The organism is Rhodococcus sp. C1 (assembly GCF_020809065.1).
In the GTDB taxonomy this organism is placed as follows: Bacteria; Actinomycetota; Actinomycetes; order Mycobacteriales; family Mycobacteriaceae; genus Rhodococcus_F; species Rhodococcus_F qingshengii.
In genome coordinates, this window is sequence record NZ_CP078080.1 from 4042614 (window position 1) to 4061706 (window position 19093).

The 19093-nt window shown below is 65.1% G+C and carries 14 protein-coding genes and 1 tRNA gene; 5 read left to right on the plus strand and 10 right to left on the minus strand.

Features of this window, described 5'->3' with window-relative positions; all coding sequences use genetic code 11:
• The first annotated feature begins 167 nt into the window (after positions 1-167).
• Positions 168-869, plus strand: a complete 702-nt coding sequence (locus tag KTR60_RS18460; RefSeq protein WP_003945379.1) for a TetR family transcriptional regulator — start codon at positions 168-170, stop codon at positions 867-869.
• Between the two features lie 58 nt (positions 870-927).
• Here the strand turns inward: KTR60_RS18460 and KTR60_RS18465 are convergent, their stop codons facing one another.
• Entirely contained in the window at positions 928-1326 is a 399-nt protein-coding gene (locus KTR60_RS18465) for a holo-ACP synthase (RefSeq protein WP_193595181.1), read from the minus strand.
• Positions 1327-1336: 10 nt separating this feature from the next.
• Entirely contained in the window at positions 1337-10648 is a 9312-nt protein-coding gene (locus tag KTR60_RS18470) for a type I polyketide synthase (RefSeq protein ID WP_228401130.1), read from the minus strand.
• A gap of 419 nt (positions 10649-11067) precedes the next feature.
• On the opposite strand from KTR60_RS18470, the gene KTR60_RS18475 reads away from it, so the two are divergent.
• Entirely contained in the window at positions 11068-11784 is a 717-nt protein-coding gene (locus KTR60_RS18475; protein WP_042925794.1) for a hypothetical protein, read from the plus strand.
• A 73-nt stretch (positions 11785-11857) separates the two neighbouring features.
• Positions 11858-11939 (plus strand) — tRNA-Leu (locus KTR60_RS18480).
• Positions 11940-11998: 59 nt separating this feature from the next.
• Here the strand turns inward: KTR60_RS18480 and KTR60_RS18485 are convergent.
• On the minus strand, positions 11999-12718 hold the full coding sequence (locus KTR60_RS18485; protein ID WP_064113316.1) for an aspartate/glutamate racemase family protein: 720 nt from the start codon (positions 12716-12718) through the stop codon (positions 11999-12001).
• Between the two features lie 282 nt (positions 12719-13000).
• Between KTR60_RS18485 and KTR60_RS18490 the strand changes: the two genes are divergently transcribed.
• Both KTR60_RS18490 and KTR60_RS18495 read left to right on the plus strand, forming a co-directional pair.
• Entirely contained in the window at positions 13001-13408 is a 408-nt protein-coding gene (locus KTR60_RS18490; protein ID WP_020970031.1) for a hypothetical protein, read from the plus strand.
• On the plus strand, positions 13405-13785 hold the full coding sequence (locus KTR60_RS18495) for a DUF3817 domain-containing protein (protein WP_003945334.1): 381 nt from the start codon (positions 13405-13407) through the stop codon (positions 13783-13785). The genes KTR60_RS18490 and KTR60_RS18495 overlap by 4 nt, the downstream gene beginning before the upstream one ends.
• 62 nt (positions 13786-13847) lie before the next feature.
• Here the strand turns inward: KTR60_RS18495 and rdgB are convergent, their stop codons facing one another.
• The 7 genes from rdgB to clpS all read right to left on the minus strand — a co-directional run bounded on the left by rdgB (position 13848) and on the right by clpS (position 18928).
• On the minus strand, positions 13848-14456 hold the full coding sequence (rdgB, locus tag KTR60_RS18500) for an RdgB/HAM1 family non-canonical purine NTP pyrophosphatase (RefSeq protein ID WP_228401131.1): 609 nt from the start codon (positions 14454-14456) through the stop codon (positions 13848-13850).
• A 3-nt stretch (positions 14457-14459) separates the two neighbouring features.
• A complete protein-coding gene (rph, locus tag KTR60_RS18505; protein WP_003945332.1) occupies positions 14460-15245 on the minus strand; it encodes a ribonuclease PH in 786 nt (261 codons plus the stop codon).
• Between the two features lie 52 nt (positions 15246-15297).
• On the minus strand, positions 15298-16056 hold the full coding sequence (locus tag KTR60_RS18510) for a cyclic nucleotide-degrading phosphodiesterase (RefSeq protein WP_007733274.1): 759 nt from the start codon (positions 16054-16056) through the stop codon (positions 15298-15300).
• 97 nt (positions 16057-16153) lie between these two features.
• Positions 16154-16813 (minus strand): rhomboid family intramembrane serine protease, encoded by a 660-nt coding sequence (locus KTR60_RS18515; RefSeq protein ID WP_063316260.1) that lies wholly within the window; start codon positions 16811-16813, stop codon positions 16154-16156.
• A 92-nt stretch (positions 16814-16905) separates the two neighbouring features.
• The gene (locus KTR60_RS18520; RefSeq protein WP_007733272.1) at positions 16906-17973 is read right to left on the minus strand and encodes a P1 family peptidase; all 1068 of its coding nucleotides are present in this window, start codon (positions 17971-17973) and stop codon (positions 16906-16908) included.
• The gene (locus KTR60_RS18525) at positions 17970-18560 is read right to left on the minus strand and encodes a DUF2017 domain-containing protein (RefSeq protein WP_003945318.1); all 591 of its coding nucleotides are present in this window, start codon (positions 18558-18560) and stop codon (positions 17970-17972) included. Before KTR60_RS18525 ends, KTR60_RS18520 begins: the two co-directional genes overlap by 4 nt.
• Positions 18561-18616: 56 nt before the next feature.
• A complete protein-coding gene (clpS, locus tag KTR60_RS18530; RefSeq protein WP_029255695.1) occupies positions 18617-18928 on the minus strand; it encodes an ATP-dependent Clp protease adapter ClpS in 312 nt (103 codons plus the stop codon).
• Positions 18929-19093 lie beyond the last annotated feature (165 nt).

A 19093-nucleotide genomic window follows, 5' to 3' on the forward strand; every position in this document is an offset into this window, starting at 1 on the left:
GGACAGTTGGTCACCTAGTATCGAGGTGTGGCAACAGCATCGGGACTCGTGTGCGCGCACCTGCGCGGTGCGTTTCGACCGATCACGACCGCCGAAGTAGGTGGCCGATGACACCGGATAATGCACAAGTCCCAAATTCGACAGAAAACACCGATAGCCTGGAAGACGTGCAGCCCACGACTCGTCACCGCGCGCGGCGACGAGTCGACCCAGCACTGGAGAATCCCCAGAGCCTCGAAGAACCGCAGGAACTGCTGCCGCGCAAGCGTCCGACGCAAGAGCGCAGCCAGCGTAAATTCGACGCACTCCTGGCTGCGTCACGGGAACTCCTCACCGATGTCGGTTTCGAATCGTTCACCTGTGAAGAAGTCGCGGCACGTGCTGACGTCCCGATTGGGACGCTTTACCAGTTCTTCGCGAACAAGTACGTCATCGTGTGCGAATTGAACCGCCAGGACCTCGTCGGGGTCCAGCACGAGCTTGCTCAGTTCGGCGGCGAAGTACCCTCGCTCGACTGGTTGCGGTTCCTGAACAGTTTCGTCGATCACATGGCCGGGCTGTGGACGTCTGATCCGTCGCGCCGCGAGGTCTGGCTGGCGATGCAGTCGACGCCGTCCACGCGGGCAACCGGAGTCATTCACGAAAAGCAGTTCGCCGAGACCGTAGCGAAAATGCTCGGCCCGTTGACGCCTCGTACGCGGCGAGATCGTCGCCTGATGATGGCGGAAGTTCTTGTCCACGTGGTGTATTCGATGCTCAATTTCTCGGTTCAGGACGGTCAGTCGCATGCCGACGCCGTCGCCGAACTGAAAAGGTTGATGATCGCGTATCTCCTCGTCGCCGAGAAGGAATCCCGCACGAAGGACTAGTCGAGCGACAAAGAGCCGGTCTCCCCTTGGGAGACCGGCTCTTTCGTGTCCGGCAGTGCTACTCCGGGTCGGATTCGATGACCGCGAAAGCGCCCGCCATGTCCCCGTCGTGGGTGAGCGAGATATGAATCTTCACTCCGGTCAGGTGTTTGGCCACGTCACCGCGAAGCCGGATGCCGGGGCGCCCCCAGGCGTCCGAGACGACCTCGATCTGATTGTGGATCATTTCCCCCAGCACCGGTGGGCCGGCGAAGAGAGCAGTTGACCATGCCTTGATCACTGCTTCCTTCGCAGCCCACCGGGCGGCGAAATGTCGTGCCGGTTCGGAGCTCCGGGTAACGGCGTCTCGACGCTCGCCCGGTGTGAAGTTGTCGAGCATTGCCGTTCCCGGCCTGTTCAATTGCTCGGCGAACTCCGACACCGTCACGAGGTCGAAGCCGATACCCAGAACTCCCATACCGTGACTACTACTTGCAGCCGGGCAGATTCGAGCGGTACACCTGGTCTGCGCCGAGTCGTGCGTCCTCGCTCAGCAGCATGTCCGCTTCGAGCTGACGCGACGCCTTGGCCGGCGTTCCGTCGGCACCGAGGCGACGATCCGCCGGGCGCTCGTAGAGGCTGTCGCCACCGCACATCGCCTTCGCGAGGCGACGCTGACCGTCGATCGTCCGCTGCTGGGCCGCAGCAACATAGGCGTCACGCTTGTCGGCCGGAACCGACTCGACGAATGCCTGCGGGTGCACGACTGCGATCAGTCCGGAGACGTGACCGAAGCCGAGGCTGGTCAGCAGGCCCGCGCGCAGCGGAAGATGCTCACCGAACTTGAGCGGCTGACGTGCCCACACGAGGTGCTCGAATTCGGCCATCTTGTCGTCGACGCAGTCGAGGCTGCGGTTCGGCGGGACGATGCCCTGGCTCAGTACCTGGCAGAGCCCGATCAGCTGGAAGGCTGCGGCACCACCCTTGGCGTGACCGGTCAGGCTCTTCTGCGAGACCACGAACATCGGCGCGCCTTCACTGCGTCCCAATGCCCCGGCGAGGCGCTCGTGCAGCTCTGCCTCGTTGGGATCGTTGGCGGCAGTGGAGGTGTCGTGCTTGGAGATCACGGCGATGTCGTCGGCGCTCACGCCGAGAGCGTTGAGCGAGAGTGCAAGCTGTGAATCCGCTCCCCCACGTCCGGCGCCCAGTGCTCCGAGTCCCGGTGCCGGGATCGAGGTGTGGACACCGTCGGCGAACGATCCGGCCCAGGCGACCACACCGAGGACGGGAAGACCCATCTCGAGTGCCAGGTCACCGCGAGCGAGGAGAATCGTTCCGCCGCCGGCCGACTCGACGAATCCGCCGCGGCGACGATCGTTGGCCCGCGAGAAGCGGCGATCCTCGATGCCCTTGGCATGCATGTCCTCGGTCTTGGCAGTGGCCGACATGTCGCCGAAGCCGATGATGCCTTCCGTGCTCAGATCGTCGAACCCGCCGGCAACAACCAACTGCGCCTTGCCGAGTCGGATCTTGTCGACGCCTTCTTCGACGGATACCGCTGCCGTGGCGCAGGCGGCGACGGGGTGAACCATCGCGCCGTAACCGCCGACGTACGACTGAACGACGTGCGCTGCAATGACGTTCGGCAGCGCTTCCTGCAGGATGTCGTTCGGACGGTTCTCGCCGAGCAGCGTGTCGATGTACAGGCTCCTCATGGAGGTCATGCCGCCCATGCCGGTGCCCTGCGTGTTGGCGACCAGGCTCGGGTGTACCCAGCGGAGCAGTTCGCTCGGAGTGAAGCCGCCCGTCAGGAAGGCGTCCACCGTTGCGACGATGTTCCAGAGTCCGACGCGGTCGACCGAATCTGCCATGTCGGCGGGGATGCCCCACTTGGTGACGTCGAAGTTGGTCGGAATCTGGCCGCCGACGCTACGAGTCAGCTTCATCTTGCGCGGGACGCGGATCTCGGTGCCTGCGCGGCGGGTGACCGTCCAGTCTCCGGACTCGGCGGAAACCGTCGCCGTCGTGTTCTCCGGATCGGATTCGACGAAGGCCTGAGCCTCTGCCTCACTGCCGACCACGAAGCTCAGATCCTTGTCCAGGAACACAGAGGTGAGCAGCGGAGCGGTGTTGTCGATCATCGCGCCCTCGTCGACGTAGCGACGGATGCCGCAACGCTCGACGACTGCGTCGTGGTACTTGTCGGCGATTTCCGCCTCGGGTACCAGGTCACCGGATTCGACGTCGTACCAGCCCGGCTTGGGGTCGTTCTCCCAGACGATGAGTCCGGTGTTCCACGCCAATTCGAGAACGCCTGCGGCAGAGAGCTGCTCGTCGACCTCCATCTCGAAGCGGGTACGCGAGGAACCGTAGGGTCCGAGCTCTCCGGCACCCACGATGACCACGAGGTCCGCGGGGGTGACGTCCAGTTCGGGCCAGCTCGGAGCCTTGACCGAGTCGTCGATGCGAGCCGGCGCGGGCAGTGCCAGGATGCTGGACTCGTCGACTGCCTCGTCGACAGCTTCGGCGATCTCGGCAACCTCGGCGGCTTCCTTGGCCAAAGCACCCAGATCCAGGTTGGCCTCGGACAGTCCGCCGGTCAGGTCGACCTCGAGCGGAGCCTCTGCAGCAGCGCGACGCGACTCACGCGTTGCCGTCTTCAGTAGCTGGGTCGCCATCTCCTGGGTGGACCAGGTGCGGACGCCCGCTGCTTCGACCGCGTCGACGATCGGATCGTTGTGACCCATGAGTCCGGTTCCGCGAACCCAACCGATGACGGCGTGTGCCAACGTGACCCGCTCGGCCCAGTTGCGCTCGGCCTTCCAACGGTTCACCACGGCGATCAACGAAGCCTTGGCCTCACCGTAAGCACCGTCACCACCAAATGTTCCGCGGTTCGGCGAACCGGGCAGCACCACGTGCAGGTGCGTGTCGACGTCGCTGTCGTAACCGATCTTCGAGAGACCGCCGATGAGGCGCTCCACCGACCAGAGCAACACGCGCATTTCCATTTCGGCGCGAGCGCCGGCGTCGGAAAGTTCACCGCCGACACGGGGAGCTGCGAACGGGAAGAGCATCGTCGGCGTCATGGCCGGCTTGATGAGCTTCTTTGCGCCGCCTGCGTTCTCGGTGGCCTCGTTGCCGATCCAGTCGATCAGTGCGTCGACGTCGGTGTACGACGCCATGTTCGCGGGAACCACCCAGAGGGCTGCACCGGCGCGAGCGTTCTCGCGGTACAGGTCGCGGTAGAAGCCCAGACGCTGACCGTCGAGTCGCGAGGTGGTCACGAATACCGTTGCGCCACCGGCAAGGAGCTTGCCCGTGACCGCTGCCGCGATGGAACCCTTGCTGGCGCCCGTCACTACTGCGACCTCGCCTGCCCACTCGGGTGCGTCGGATTCTGCCGCAGCAGCCGCATCAGCGATGCGGGTGTAGACCTCGGCGAGTGCGGTGCGGCCTTCGTCGGTTGCACGGGTGGCCCACCACTTCGCCTGTGCGGCGACGGTGGAGCCGGCACCGATGAAGTTCTCGACCGACAACGCGGTGTCACCGAGCCAAATGCGAGCGAGATCCTCACGCGCACTTGCCCAGCGGTCGTCGAGCAGAACGGCCTTCTGCGCGTCGAATGCCGGAGCAACCAGACGCGGCCAGTCGGAGCCGAGTTCGGCCGAGACCAGGTCGACCAGTTCGGTGTCCTCGACCGTCGCGACTGCCGTTTCTTCGTTCAGTCCGAGCTGCTCGAGTACCAGGCGTGCGGCCGAGGCCAGAACGCCGTTGCGACCGGTGATGTTCTCGGTGAACTCACCCAGAGCAGCTGCGTCGACAGTTCCGCCGCTTCCGCCGCCGGTAGCGGGCAACGAGACACTAACTCCACGAGCAGACCCGACCGAGGCAACTGCGCTGTCGATGACTGCGTCCACTGCTGCCGCGTCGGCCAGTGCGCCGGAGCTCAGGCCACCGAGGTCGCCGCCGCGGATGCTGGCGCCGTCACGGGTACCGAGAGCCACTGCTGCGGTGACGTGGTGTGCCCAGCCGTCGCCCAGTTCCCAGACCTTCTTGACGCGGTCGGCGATGTAGCCGGGACGCTTGCCCGAGGGGCCGAAGACCTTGCGCAGGTGATCGTTGATCGAATCGGAGAGCACCGGTCCGAACGGCTTGTACGTACGGGCGAGCTTGTCGACGGTTGCCCCCAGGGAGCCCATGTCGGCGTCTGCGGCCCCGTCGATGGCACCGAGGGAGAGCTCGGAGCCGAGGTCGACCAGAAGCTGGTTGCGACGCGAGGAAACGCCGTCGCACAGTGCCTCGATCGTGTCCGCGGGGCCGACCTGATCGGGACGGAGCTTGGTCCACAGGCTGATCAGGACCTTCGTGGCGTCGGGCGCCTTGAAGGTGAGGTCGTCCGGACGCGGTCCACCCGAAGGTGCAGCCGGCGCGGCAGCGGCAACCGGAGCAACGGCCGCGGCGGCCGGAGCAGCCTGCGCGGCAGGCGCTTCGATCTCGTCGTCGTCATCGACAGCGGGGTCGACGTCGGTGCCGTAGACGATCGCGGCTTCGCGCTCGACGTTGAGAACCTCGACCGGGTAGCCGAAGCGGCCCGGCAGCTTGAGGGTCTGCGACGCGAGGTTTGCAACGGTCGGGGCAGCGCCGAGACCGATCTCGACGAAGCGTTCGACCCCGAGTCCACCTTCGGACTCGTCACCGAAGAGCAGGTCCTGCGTCTCGATCCAACGGACCGGGCTGGCGAACTGCCAAGCCAGCAGCTCGATCAGGATGATGCGGGACAACTCGTGAGTGCGCGTTGCGTAGCTGTCGAAGTCTGCGAGGACTTCCTGCAGCGGCTCGGACGGCACCAGGTCGGCGATTTCCTGAACGAAGTCACGACGCAGCGAGAACGGCTTCGGAACCAGGTTCGGGATGTAGCGGCCGATCAGGATGTCCGGGTCGATGTCGTGCGGGAGCAAGTCCTGCAGGCACACGCGGAAGTCCGCCACGCCACCGCGAAGGACGGTGGAGTGGAACGGCACGTCGATGCCGGGAACCTGGATGTATGCCCGCTTGCCACCGAATTCTGCTCGGCGACGATCGATTTCGACCTCGAGTGCGTCGAGACCGGCTACCGAACCGGCAATGGCGTACTGGCTGCCGCGCAGGTTCAGGTTGACGATTTCGAGGAACTCACCGGAGGTCTCGGCGACACCGGCGACGAAGCCCTGCACGTCGTCGTCGGAAACACCGATCTGCGACGGGCGGATAGCGGCCATGCGGTAGTCGGAGCGTCCGGCTTCGTCACGGGGAACGAGCTGGTGCATGGCGGAGCCACGCTGGAAGACGACCTCGAGAAGTGCTTCGAGCGGGAAAACCTCGGCGACAGCAGCGAGTGCGTTGTACTCACCGACCGAGTGACCGGCCAGAAGGGAATCCTCGATGAAGGTTCCGGATTCGCGCAGCTCGGCAACCTGGGCAACACCGAGAACGGCCATGGCCACCTGGGTGAACTGAGTCAGGTGCAGGACACCGTCGGGATGCCTGTGCTCCACACCACGGGCCTTGACGGTCACCGGGTTGTCGCGCACGACAGCGAGAATCGAGAATCCGAGTGCCTTACGAGTGTGCTTGTCCGCGCGCTCCCAGACGTCGCGGGCGGCCTTGGAGCGTGCGCGAGCGTCGAGGCCCATGCCCGGGCGCTGAATGCCCTGGCCGGGGAAGGCGTAGACGGTCTTCGGTGCGGCAGTGCGGCCGGTGGCGACCATGACCAGTTCGCCGTCGATGCGGCAGCCGACCTCGACGATTTCTGCGCCCTGGTCGATGCCGACACGGTCGACGCGGACGTCGATCTCGGCGCCGGGGCGAACCATCCCGAGGAAGCGGGCGGTCCAGGCGGTCAGGCGGCGCGGCGGGACGCGGGTCTCGGCCGGGTCGACTGCGGTGACTACCTGCTGCGCTGCGGCGGAGAGCCACATGCCGTGCACGATCGGGGTTCCGAGGCCGGCCAGCAGAGCGGCGTTGTCGGAGGTGTGAATCGGGTTGTGGTCACCGGAAACCTGAGCGAACGCGCCCATGCTGACCGGAGCGAGGATCTTCGCGTCACGGCGACGACGACGCGAGGTGTCGACAGCCGCATCGCTGATCGATCCACCGGCGCGAGCCGGGTCGGCGAGTTCGCCTGCACCGGTGCGTCCGCGGATCGCGAAACGCTCGGTCATGGTGACGACTGCGGGGGCGTCGAGGCCCTCGCCGAGCATGGCACCGACCTCGACCTTGACCTCGACGACACGACCGAGGTCGGTGTCGAGAACCGAGGCGACCTCGGCATTGACCACGAGAATGCTTGTCTCGGAGGGAAGTTCACCGACGAAGTCGACGGTGTGGTCGAGGTGGACCAGGTCGAGCATGCCTTCGATAACGGAAAGACTGTCGAGCTTGGCTGCGCCGAGGACTGCGAACACTGCAGGCCAGCATGCTCCGACGACGACGTCCGGAACAGCCTTGCCGCTGACACTGAGCGTGGTGGGCAGACCCGAACCGGTGACACCGGCGTGATCGGCGATGCGATCGGGAACCCACGCGACGTTGAGGCGAGCCTTGCCGTTCTTGACTGTCGGAAGTTCCTGTCCGGCAGCAACTGCCAGGAGCGCGGACATCGCACCTTCGGCATCGGCTTCGGTGACAACCGGAGCGCCGCCGTCGACGACGGACTCGGGGATCGTGATCGTGATGTCGACGGACTTGCCTGCCACCAACGGAACCGAAAGCAGCACGTGCGAGGAATCGACGACGGTCAGACTGGAACCGGTGGTGCCGTGAACTGCCTTGTCGGCAGACTCTGCACTCCACTCGTCGAGGTCGCCGAGACGACGGACGGGGTTCTGGGTCAGGCGGCCGGCCCACTGGAGGTCAGGAGCCGAGAGAACGGCGTCGAGAAGTCCGGGTGCGGAATCCTGGTGGCGACGGCTCGCGAGTGCAACCGGAGTGGTTCCGGCAGCAACCAATTCGTCGTAGGTCGCCTTCTCGAAGCGATCGAGCAGGTCACCGACCGGCTCGTCGGCACGGGTGATGCCGGCGACGGCAACGGTGCCGGGGATGACGCAAACCTGATCGGCGGTGTAGCGGGGGTCGTGTGCCTGCCACAGGGAGTCGCTGCGCCACCAACGACGCACGTCACCGTCGACGACGGGAACGAAGTTGACCGGCTTGCCCGGCGTCTTGCACAACGAGATGAAGAACGAGACGTCTGCGGGATGCAGAACGGTGGTCGAGTAGTCCGGGTACGACGCCTGCAGTGCGCAGATTGCAGCCTCGGGGCGCTCGAGGGTCTCGGCGTCAGCGAACAGCGTGGGGATCGGGCCGCGGTCGACCGGGTGCAGACGCGCCTCGGTGCGCTGGAGCATCTCGCCGAAGCGAGCACGCCAGGTGATGTCGAGCCACGGGCTCGACGTCGCCTCGACGATGGCGTCCTGAAGATCGGCGCCGCAGTCGAATTCCTTCGCCGCGTCGATGCCGACGGTCAGCTCGAGGTAGCGGCGCAGCCACTGTGCGTACGTCATGGTCTCGACGTCGCCGAAGTACGGCTTGGCGGTGACGTCGAGGGCGGCGATGATCTCGTCGCGGCGCTCGGCCACTGCCTCGGAATCGCCGGCAACCTCGTCGAGGAGGCGACCGGTACGCGAAGCCGCGTTGTCGATCTCGTGGATGTCGGCACCGAGCTGGCTACGGCCGGAGGCCATTCCGCCTTCAGCGGTACCTGCACCGACCCAGTCCGGCGTACCGGGTGTGTCGACGAGGAGCTGCTTGACCTCGGGAGAGGTGGTGGCCTCGAGAGTCGCCATGGCTGCGGTGCCGACCAGGATGCCGTCGACGGGCATGGCCGGGAAACCGGCTGCGGCAGACCAGCGACCGGTCAGGTAATCGGCTGCGCGCTCGGGTGTTCCGATGCCGCCACCGACGCAGATGACCAGGTTCGGGCGTGTACGCAGCTCGGCGTACGTGTCGAGGAGCAGGTCGTCGAGGTCTTCCCACGAGTGGTGTCCGCCGGCGCGGCCGCCTTCGATGTGGACGATGACCGGGAAGTTCGGAACCTCGTTGGCGATGCGGATCACGGAGCGGATCTGCGCCACGGTGCCGGGCTTGAATGCAATGTTGGTGATGCCGATCTCGGACAACTCGTCGATGAGAGCAACAGCCTCTTCGAGTTCCGGGATACCGGCGGTGACGATGACGCCGTCGATGGGAGCACCGGCGGTACGGGCACGCTGCACGAGGCGCTTGCCACCGAGTTGCAGCTTCCACAGGTACGGGTCGAGGAACAGGGAGTTGAACTGGACCGCGCGGCCCGGCTCGAGCAGCATCTTCAGCTCTGCGACACGGTCTTCGAAGATTTCTTCGGTGACCTGCCCGCCACCGGCAAGCTCGGCCCAGTGACCGGCATTGGCTGCCGCGGCAACGATCTTGGCGTCGACCGTCGTCGGCGTCATACCTGCGAGCAGGATGGGTGAACGACCGGTCAGCTTCGTGAACGCGGTCTCGACGCCGATACGGCCGCCGGGAAGCGCAACGGGCTTCGGCGCGAACTCGGACCACGAACGTGAGACCTCAGGTGCTGCACCGGGTGTGAGCAGATTGCGGTGTCCGCCGCGGGTGGCTGCGGCAATGATGCCGATGCCCTGTCCACGCAGCGAAGAGGACGTCATACGGGTCAGCTGATCGCTGGGTCCGAGATCGAGAATCCACTTGGCGCCGGCGGAGATTGCGCCGTCGACAGCCTCGACCCAGTCGACCGGATCGACGAGGACACCCTGCGCAAGTTCGCGCGCACGGTCCGCGTCGAGACCGCAACGGGTCGCCCAGCTGCCGACGAGTTCGACGGCCTCGGTCAATGCGGGGTGATGGAAGCCGATTTCGGTGTCGAGCGGATCGAAGGACGGCGCGAAGACGGAACCGCCACGCTTCTTACCCTCACGCTCGCGGGCTTCCTCGGCTTCGATCTGTTCACAACGCTCTTGCACGCGTGCCAGCTGAGCGGGCGGCCCGGCGAGAACGACGCGGCGACGGCCGTTGCGGATGGCGAGGACAGCCGCGCGCTCAGGCGCCACACCCTCGGCAAGCTCGGCGACGACGGCGGCGAGACGCTCGGGATCGACGCCCGAGACCGCAACCATCGGCTTCGCGGAGGCGCCGGCGATGACGCCGCGGCGACGGCCGACCAAGCTGGCAGCAGCACCGACGAGCTGTGCGACGGCGAGGAGTTCACCGTCGTCGTTGCCCTGCGCGGCTACGGCAGCCGTGGCCAGAAGGCCCTGCGAGTGGCCGATGACGGCAGCCGGCGGGTTACCGGCTACATCCAGACCCTGAGCGGAGAGTGCACGCAACGCCGCAAGCTGCGTGAGGAAGACGCCGGGGAGTGACACCGGAGCTGCGGTGAGCGCGGCAGCGGAAGGCCCGGCCGACTTCTCACCTTCTTCTTCGTCGACGATCTCGGCTTCGAGCATCCACGCGATCGGATCGAATCCGACCGGGCGAACCACGAGGAGATCCTGTGCGACGGGCGCGAGGCGTGCGGCTGCGTCATTGACCAGATCGGTCAGAACGGGCTCCAGGCCGTTGTCACGGCTGAGCTCCTCGAGCGAGGTGAGCCAGGGAGCGCCCTGTCCACCGAAAGCGATTGCGTAGGAAACGCCGTTGTTCAGCGAATCGACGAGGGCACCTTTGCTGGTCGTGCGGGACTGTCCCCCATCGACGCCGAAACGGCGTCCACCCTTCGAGTCGCGTCCGTTTCCTGTAGGTGTCGTGTCATCGATCGTCACGCGTACGTCCTCTCCTGGTCACCTCTGCGGCGAGGTGGGATTTGCGGTGTGCTGCCCGGCTGAAGTGCTCGCGAATTCGTCGAGAGAATCGACGGAGTCAGGGCGTTCGTGCAAGACAAGGTTTACACAGAATCATGAGGATTTCCTCACGTTTGTCGGCACCCTGGAAATCTGGACTTTCGGGGCCGTGATCTTCCTCACGAGACTTCGAGAAAGTGACTCGCGAGTAGGTCGCGAACGCCCTGCCTGGGACTGTTACCGGGATTTTCAGAAACCTGAGGAACCCCTCATATTTATTGTTACCAATTCGTGACCTCCTTGACGGACGGTCGATCCCGTGCGTTCCGGGCCACAATCTGTCGGACTCCCTCGCTACGTTCAGCGCGTCCACACGGGACAACTTCTCGGGGGGAGAAATCATGAAAGACACAGACGTAGTCAGAGCGGCCGAATTCATCGGCGCCGAGCTTCCGCGCGAGGCGTGGCCGCATTGGAATCAGGGATGGCCGCGCGAGTCCGAAGCCGCCCTTCTCGATGCGATCTTCTCGTCGCGCGCCGCCTATGGAACACCGAAGACCGGAGTCCGCGCCGTCGTCGACCGTTGGCGCACACACCGCTCGGTAGCCGCCGACGATCGCCTCGACAGCTTGCCCGCTCTCGCCGCCTTCACCGACCGTGGCGACGAGCTCGCAACGATTCTCGGCAATCGCCAGCGCGTGCCGGGCAACTACTTCACCAAAGCCGAGGGTGCGGCTCGCGCGGCCAAGGCGCTCGTCGAATCCGGTTGCAGGTCCAGTGCCGACGTCGAGGACACCGAAAGCCTCCGTTCGGCAGTTGTCTCCGTTCCGGGGCTCGGCCCCAGGACCTTCGAGACGCTGGTGTTCCTGTCCGGGAAGTTGACGGTAACTTCGATAGATCTACTTGCACGGTTCGCCACCGAAGCAAGCAGTGGTGAGGAATTGTTGTCGAGCACCGACGCAGCCGAGTTGCTCGTTGCGGTTGCCGAACATCTCGATGTCGATGTTCAAACGCTCACCCACGCTGCGTGGCGGTATCAACGCACGGCCGAGCAACCTCGCCGGTCGAAGAAATCCACCATGCCGCCCGCAGCGGATCCACTCGCCGAAACGGCCTGAGAGCGGGCGGGCGCATCCCGACCAGGGTGGTGTGCCCGCGAGCGATTCCACTCGCGTATCCTTTGAATTCCGCGCGCGAGTGGCGGAATTGGCAGACGCGCTGGATTTAGGTTCCAGTGTCTCAGGACGTGGGGGTTCAAGTCCCCCCTCGCGCACAACGAAGAGCCCCGCCGGATCTGATCCGGCGGGGCTTTTTCGGTTCTCGTGAGCAAGGTCAGCGCTTTCGATCCTTGACCGGTGGAGTCATGTACGTCGTCCGACTCGGTGTCAGCCCCAGACGGACCGAGCTCTCCAACCAGGTGATCGCCGAGGCCGTCGGATCCACAACCGGAACGTGAATCCCTTTGCCATGCAGCCTGTCTCGGACCGCACTGGTCACACCGAGCATCCCGGTGCAACCGAGAACGACGGTGTCGGCCTCGCCGTTCTCCACTGCCGCAGACGCCTGAGCGGCCAGTCGATCGATCAGTTCCTCCCGATCGGTGAGGCCCAGCACCGGCATGTCCACGACTCGAATACTGCCCAGCCGATTGTCCAGCCCATACCGCCGAGTGAGCGATCGGAGCATCGGCACGACATTCGGCAGGATGGTCACGACACCGACGCGATCGCCCAGACTCATCGCTGTCAGAAATGACGGCTCGAAGCCGCCGACCACCGGAGCGTCGATGACCTCTCGGGCGGCATGCACTCCGGGATCGGCGAAACACGTGATGAACACACCGTCGACGCCGTCGGCTGCCGCCTCCTCGACCCGCTGCACGATCCCGGGGCCGGCAAGTGCCTCGTCGTACTCGGACTCGATGCTCGCCGTGCCAGAGAGCAGTGACACGACGTCGACCGTCGTACCGGGCGCCGCCCAGTGCTCCACCTCGGCTGTCACCGCCGGAGTCAGTGTGGTGTCGATGACCGGGCGAATCACTCTGATGTGCATGAAACACTCCCCTGCTTTCGGATACGCGCCGAGGTTATCGATGCAGCACAGCCGGGAGAATGTGTTCAGTGCCCTGGCGTTGCGGGTGAGGATGGGCATAGCGCACAGGTGCTGCGGGACGGCCTCTACGACACGCCGTGGCACGGCTTCTACGACACGCCGTGGCACGGCTTCTACGACACGCCGTGGCACGGCTTCTACGACACGCCGTGGCACGGCTTCTACGACACCGTGTCGGAGATCGCAGGGCGAGGCACTATAGCTCTCAGGTACCGTCTTAGTGTGTCCAAGAACGCTACTAAACGCCGACCTGCGCTGATTCTGCTGGTCATCGTGTCAGCTGCCGGCTGCCTCGCGCTCGGCTGGTGGCAGTGGGAGCGCTTCGAAGCCGTCGGAGGCTCGGGACAGAATCTCGGGTACGCGTTCCAGTGGCCGCTGTTCGCGGCGTTTGTCGTGTACGCGTATCGCAAGTTCGTTCAGCTCGAAGACGTGGACCCCGAAGAGGCCGAAGCCGAGGAAGCCGCCGCGGAGCCGCGTGAGATTCCCGCCGACCTCTTGCCGCAACGCCCGCGGGCCGAGTTCGACGATGTGAACCTCGACGTCGACGACCCTGAAGCCCGCCAAATGCTGGAATACAACGACTACCTTGCGCAGCTCGCCGCTCGCGAGTCCGATAGGAGCACGACGTGAGTACCGGTTCGGAAGCGAGCATCGCTACCCCCGCAGTCAACGCAGAAAAGCAGAAGAAGGTTGCGTCGGCGCTGGTCCGATACCGCGTTCTCGCCTGGATCACCGGCCTCTGGCTGCTGTTCCTGACCGGTGAGATGGTCTACAAGTACCTGATTCTCGACAATTCGGCGGACGCACCGTCGTGGTTGTTCTACATCGGCCAGATCCACGGCCTGTTCTACATGCTCTATCTCGTGTTCACGATCGACTTGGCGATCAAGGCCCGGTGGAAGCCCGGTACGACGGTTGCCACCGCGCTCGCCGGCACGATCCCGTTCCTGTCGTTCGTGTTCGAGCACAAGCGAACTGCCCAGGTGAAGCAGGCTTACCAGCTCTGAGAGTTTCAAAAAGTAGAGCCCTGAACGCAGACGCGTTCAGGGCTCTACTTTTCGGATTCGGTTCAGCCGGCCAGTGCCGCCAGCGCGGGAACGAGCTGTACGAGCGCGCGCCCTCGATGTGACGCCGCATCCTTCTCGGCCGGGGTGAGTTCTGCGGCCGAGCGGGTGTCGCCGTCCGGACGGAAGATGGGGTCGTATCCGAAGCCGCCGTCGCCGGCTGGTTCGCGGCCGATCACCCCGCGCCATTCGCCGCGCACGACGGTCTCGTCGCCGCCGGGGATCACCAGTGCACAGGCGGAGACGAACGCCGCGCCTCGACGCTCGTCTGGCACGTCTCCCAGCTGAGCCAGGACCAGAGCCGTGTTGGCGCCGTCGTTTCCGTGAGTGCCCGACCATCGCGCGGACAGCACGCCGGGCATACCGTTGAGTGCGTCGATCTCGACACCGGAATCGTCTGCGATGCAGGGAATTCCGGTTGCAGCTGCTCCGTCACGCGCTTTGGCGAGCGCATTCTCCTCGAACGTAGCTCCGGTCTCGGGGGCTTCGGGGAACGGCGGGACCTCGTCGAGCCCGACCAGTTCGATTCCGCTCACTCCGGCGGCGTCGAGCACCCGGTGAAGTTCCTTCAGTTTCTTGGCATTTCGGCTGGCAACCAGTACTCGTACGCTCACAGCTCAGGCACCGAACTTCTTCTTGGGTTCCGGATTCTTCGGTTCGGGTAGCACCCCGGGATACGGCTCGGCCAACGCTTGACGCTGGATCTCGAAAAGTTGCTCACAACCAGCCAGAGCGGAGTCGAGCAGCTTGTCCAGCGTCGAGCGTGGGAAGGTGGCGCCCTCACCGGTTCCCTGAATTTCCACCAGCGTGCCGGTATCGGTGGCCACGACATTCATGTCTACCTCGGCACGCGAATCCTCTTCGTACGGAAGGTCGAGACGCACTCGTCCGTCCACGACGCCGACGCTGACGGCCGCTATGCCACACGAGATGGGCTGTGGGTCGGAGAGCAGGTCGGCTGCGCGCAGGTACGTCACGGCGTCGACCAGGGCCACGTATGCCCCCGTCACTGCCGCGGTGCGAGTGCCACCGTCGGCTTGGAGGACATCACAGTCGAGGGCGATGGTGTTCTCACCGATTGCCGCGAGATCGATGCACGCTCGAAGTGATCGGCCGATGAGTCGACTGATCTCCTGCGTGCGGCCGCCGACCTTGCCCTTGACCGATTCGCGGCCACTGCGTGTGTGCGTGGCGGCGGGAAGCATCGCGTATTCGGCTGTAAGCCAACCCAAGCCGGAGCCCTTGCGCCAGCGGGGTACACCCTCTTCGACGCTGGCCGTGCACATGACGCGAGTGTTCCCGAACTCGACCAGAACGGATCCGGCCGGGTGACTGGTGAACCCGCGGGTGATCTTGACCGTGCGGAGCTCGTCGTCCGCCCTACCGTCTTCTCGTGTAGTCACCTTCGTGAGCCTAGCGGTCGCCCGGTGAGCGCTGCACCGAATGTGAGGGGAATCAGATGTCGTAGACACTTCCGGCGGAGACGGCATGGACCGGTCCGGAGAATTCGGATTTCGCTTCGGCGATCACGTCTTCACGCGATGTCCACGGCGGGATGTGCGTGAGGAGAAGTTCCTTGACGCCGGCGAGCGCAGCCACACGGCCGGCTTCCTTACCGGAGAGGTGAACTCCCTCGGGGCGATCCGGACTGTCGGTCCACGACGCTTCGGAGAGCAACACGTCTGCACCACGCGCGAGTTCGACGACGTTGTCGCACATTCCGGTGTCGCCTGTATAGACGAGGACGCGGCCGTCGGCGCCGGTGATCCGGAAACCGTAAGCCTCGGGTGGATGATTCATCCGGCGGGCGACGACGCTCAGTTCACCGAACGTCACCGGCTCGTTCTCGGCCCAGAGCCGGACGTCGATGGTGTCGGAGATGTCGTCCATCTCGCCGGCGCACTCGGCGGAGGACACTCCGATGCGGCACGCGGTGTCGGTGGGGCCGTAAACCAGAGCACGGCCGACCGGCGGGTTGGGGTGATAGCGACGCCAGACGAGCAGGCCGGGCATGTCGAGACAGTGGTCCGCATGAAGGTGCGAAAGCAGGATCGTCACCTCGCCCGGATCGGCGTATCGCTGCAACGCCCCAAGAACTCCCGGGCCGAAGTCGATCACGAGCGGCGGAGTTCCCGGTGCCGTGAGCAGGTATCCCGAAGCCGGTGAATCCGGACCCGTGACGCTGCCGGAACACCCCAGGACGGTCATGCGCATACCGGTCATGCTGCCACGTCTACCCGTCTGGGAAAAAGCTCTTGGTGGTTTTGGCGCGTCGAAGTCACACCGCAGTGAGGGTGTGACCCACGTCCGTTCAGAAACTCGGTGGTCGAACGGCCGGCGCCGACCCGGCGCGCTTGGCCCTCTCCCCCGACGTCAACGCCCAGGCGGCAACCACGCCGCCGATCGCTCCGAACAGATGTCCTTGCCAGGAAACCCGTGGATCGCTCGGCAGAACGCCCCACAGCACTCCGCCGTACACGACGAAGACGGCAACGCCGATCAGGATCTGTGTGAAGCTCCGCGTGAAGAACCCGCGCACCAGCAGGTAGGTGACCCAGCCGAAGATCAGCACGGACGCACCGACGTGATTCGAGTTCGAGCCGGCGAACAACCAGGTCCCGACGCCGCCGATCACCCAGATGATGCCGGTCGCCGCGAGTCCCCGCGCAATTCCCGACACCAGCACGAGGTATCCGAGGATCAGCACCGGAATGGTGTTGGCGATCAGATGACCCCAGTCGTCGTGCAGCACCGGGGCGAACAGGATTCCCCACAGGCCGTCGAGCGTGCGCGGGGTGACGCCGGCGTTCTGGACGTTCTGACCAGAAATGACATCCACGATCTCGATCACGTAGAGCAGGATCGCGAAGCCGCCCACCAACACGGCCGACTGCTTCCACACCGAGGGCGGACCGGATTTCGGTGCCGGCGTCCGGGTGCCGAAGTCCGGATTGTTGAAATCCATCGTCATCGTGTGCGTCCTCCACCGTCGATCCGGTTTTCTGATCCGGTCACTCGCGACCAGGCTCAATTCGAGATTACCGCCGATTCCAGGAGTGCTGCCTAGAGAAATGCGGACGGGAAGAGTTCGCGGTAACTCGGGATTCCGGCTACCGACGTGGCGTCGAGAATCGCTGTGACGATCGCACGTTCGACCACCTGGGCCGAAGCCGCGCACACCGCGTCGAGTATCGGCAGATCGTTCGGGAAAGCGTCCGGAACCGTGATCTCCGAATTCGGAGTGTGATCACCGGTGGCGAGCGCAAAGATCGTGTCGCCGTCGAGCGGCGAATGTGCGGGCCGAATTGCTCGGGCCAGGCCGTCATGACCTGCGACGGCGACGCGTCGGCACCCGGCTTTCGTCAAGGCGGCGTCAGTGGCGACCACACCGATCGTGGTGTTGAGGACGGTTCCCTTGGCTGCAACGGCGTTGGCCGACGCGAGTTCGGACGCGTCGGGGAGCCTGAGGCCGAACGACTCCGCGCCGTCCGAGCCGACGCCCCACGGCAGGCCTGTTCTGGGGTCGAAGACCGAACCCACCGGATTCGCCACGATCAAGGCGGAGACCGTCGTCCCCTCGGCGGGGCCGTCGGCGATCACGACGCTGGCCGTTCCCACCCCACCCTTGAGCGCTCCGGCTCTGGCACCTACCCCCGCGCCGACCGTGCCCGTGGCGAATTCGCGCGAAGCAGTGTCGGCAGCGAGGAATCCGAAATCGCCGGTCGGACGAACGGTCCAGTCCCCCACCGGCAGATCGAAGATCACGGCACCGGGCACGATCGGTACCACCTGGCCGGGAGCGCCCATCGCGATCCCGTGATCGTGTTCCTCGAGCCAGCGCATCACTCCGTCGGCCGCGGCAAGTCCGTAGGCACTACCGCCGGTCAACAGCACGGCATTGACCTGCTGGACCGAATGGCTCGGGTCGAGCAGATCGGTCTCGCGGGTACCCGGACCGCCGCCCCGGACGTCGACTCCGGCGACCACACCGGCCGACGCGAGCACGACCGTGCAGCCGGTGGCTGCGCCGCTTCCGAGAGTGGCTCCCTCGTCGAGCTTGTGGTGATGACCGACGGCGAGGCCGGCGACATCTGTCAGTGAATCAGTGGGCCCGGTCCGCGTTGTGGTCATGGCATGAGCGCCTGGACGAGGGAGTCCTGCATCCACGTCAACCAGTGATAGACGTCGAGATGCGGGGCTCGCGGGTCGTCGGGTTCGAGGCTTTCCGGTGTGTCGGCGTCGATGCCGAGATTGGTTCCGAGCGCGAGACGGACGTCGTTGAGCGAGGACAGCCAGGCGTCGGCCTGTTCCTGCGTGAGAACGACCTTGCCGCCGGCCTCCGGAAGCGAAGCCAACAACATGCGAGCGGACTCACGCTTGGCGTCGATGATCTCGGGTTCGTGCAAACTGCGCAGCGCGCCGTTGACATTGGCGCCGGCGTCGTCGAGATCGTCACTGTCCGGAGCGACCTTGTCCGGATCGGTGCGCTGGAAGTCGGGAAGCAATCGCGCCAACACCGGATTGTCGGGCGTCTCCGAATTTCCGGTACGAAGACCCGTCAGCGCGGCGAGCTCGTCTTGCGGCGCCGAAGACGCGCGCTCGTCGAGAAGCCCGGTCACCGACTCCACGAGCGAGCGCAGAACCGCCGCCTCGTGGCCGTCCATCTCGGACTTGAACTTCACTCCGCCGAGTGAACTCTTCCTACTCCACGTCCGCACGCGTCGGACTCCCGTCTACGAGTTAGGCGAACAAATCGGTCGAAAAAGTGCTTTTCTCAGGTGTCGTCGCGTTGCATCGTGGCCCAGAGACCGGCAGCGTGGAGGCGACGAACATCGGCCTCCATCTTGTCGCGCGAACCGCTCGAGACCACGGCCTTGCCCTCCGAATGGACCTGCATCATCAGGTCGGTGGCCTTGGCTTTGCTGTAACCGAACAATTTCTGGAACACGTAAGTCACGTAATGCATGAGATTGACCGGGTCGTCCCAGACGATGGTCACCCAGGGCCGATCTGCGGCTTCGATGGTCGCAACAGCCTCCGACTGCTCGGGCGTGGCTTGAGGAGAAGAAGCCGTAGCGCCTCTCATCGTTACGTTCGCCGAGTAAGTGCCGGACACGGTCGCGCCGCCGAAAACCATGTATCCAGGGTACGGCGCGACGAGAGGCGACAACACCCACCCACGTCGTCTCGCGCATAGAGTTGTGTGCGTGCCTACGCAAATTTCCGACATCCGCGACGCCGGTGCCAGCAC

Bases quoted from the DNA above. Each gene is read 5' to 3' on its own strand.
- KTR60_RS18465 (WP_193595181.1), bottom strand. From the start codon at position 1,326: ATGGGAGTTCTGGGTATCGGCTTCGACCTCGTGACGGTGTCGGAGTTC.
- KTR60_RS18475 (WP_042925794.1), top strand. From the start codon at position 11,068: ATGAAAGACACAGACGTAGTCAGAGCGGCCGAATTCATCGGCGCCGAG.
- KTR60_RS18485 (WP_064113316.1), bottom strand. From the start codon at position 12,718: ATGCACATCAGAGTGATTCGCCCGGTCATCGACACCACACTGACTCCG.
- KTR60_RS18510 (WP_007733274.1), bottom strand. From the start codon at position 16,056: ATGCGCATGACCGTCCTGGGGTGTTCCGGCAGCGTCACGGGTCCGGAT.
- KTR60_RS18515 (WP_063316260.1), bottom strand. From the start codon at position 16,813: ATGACGATGGATTTCAACAATCCGGACTTCGGCACCCGGACGCCGGCA.
- KTR60_RS18520 (WP_007733272.1), bottom strand. From the start codon at position 17,973: ATGACCACAACGCGGACCGGGCCCACTGATTCACTGACAGATGTCGCC.
- clpS (WP_029255695.1), bottom strand. From the start codon at position 18,928: ATGAGAGGCGCTACGGCTTCTTCTCCTCAAGCCACGCCCGAGCAGTCG.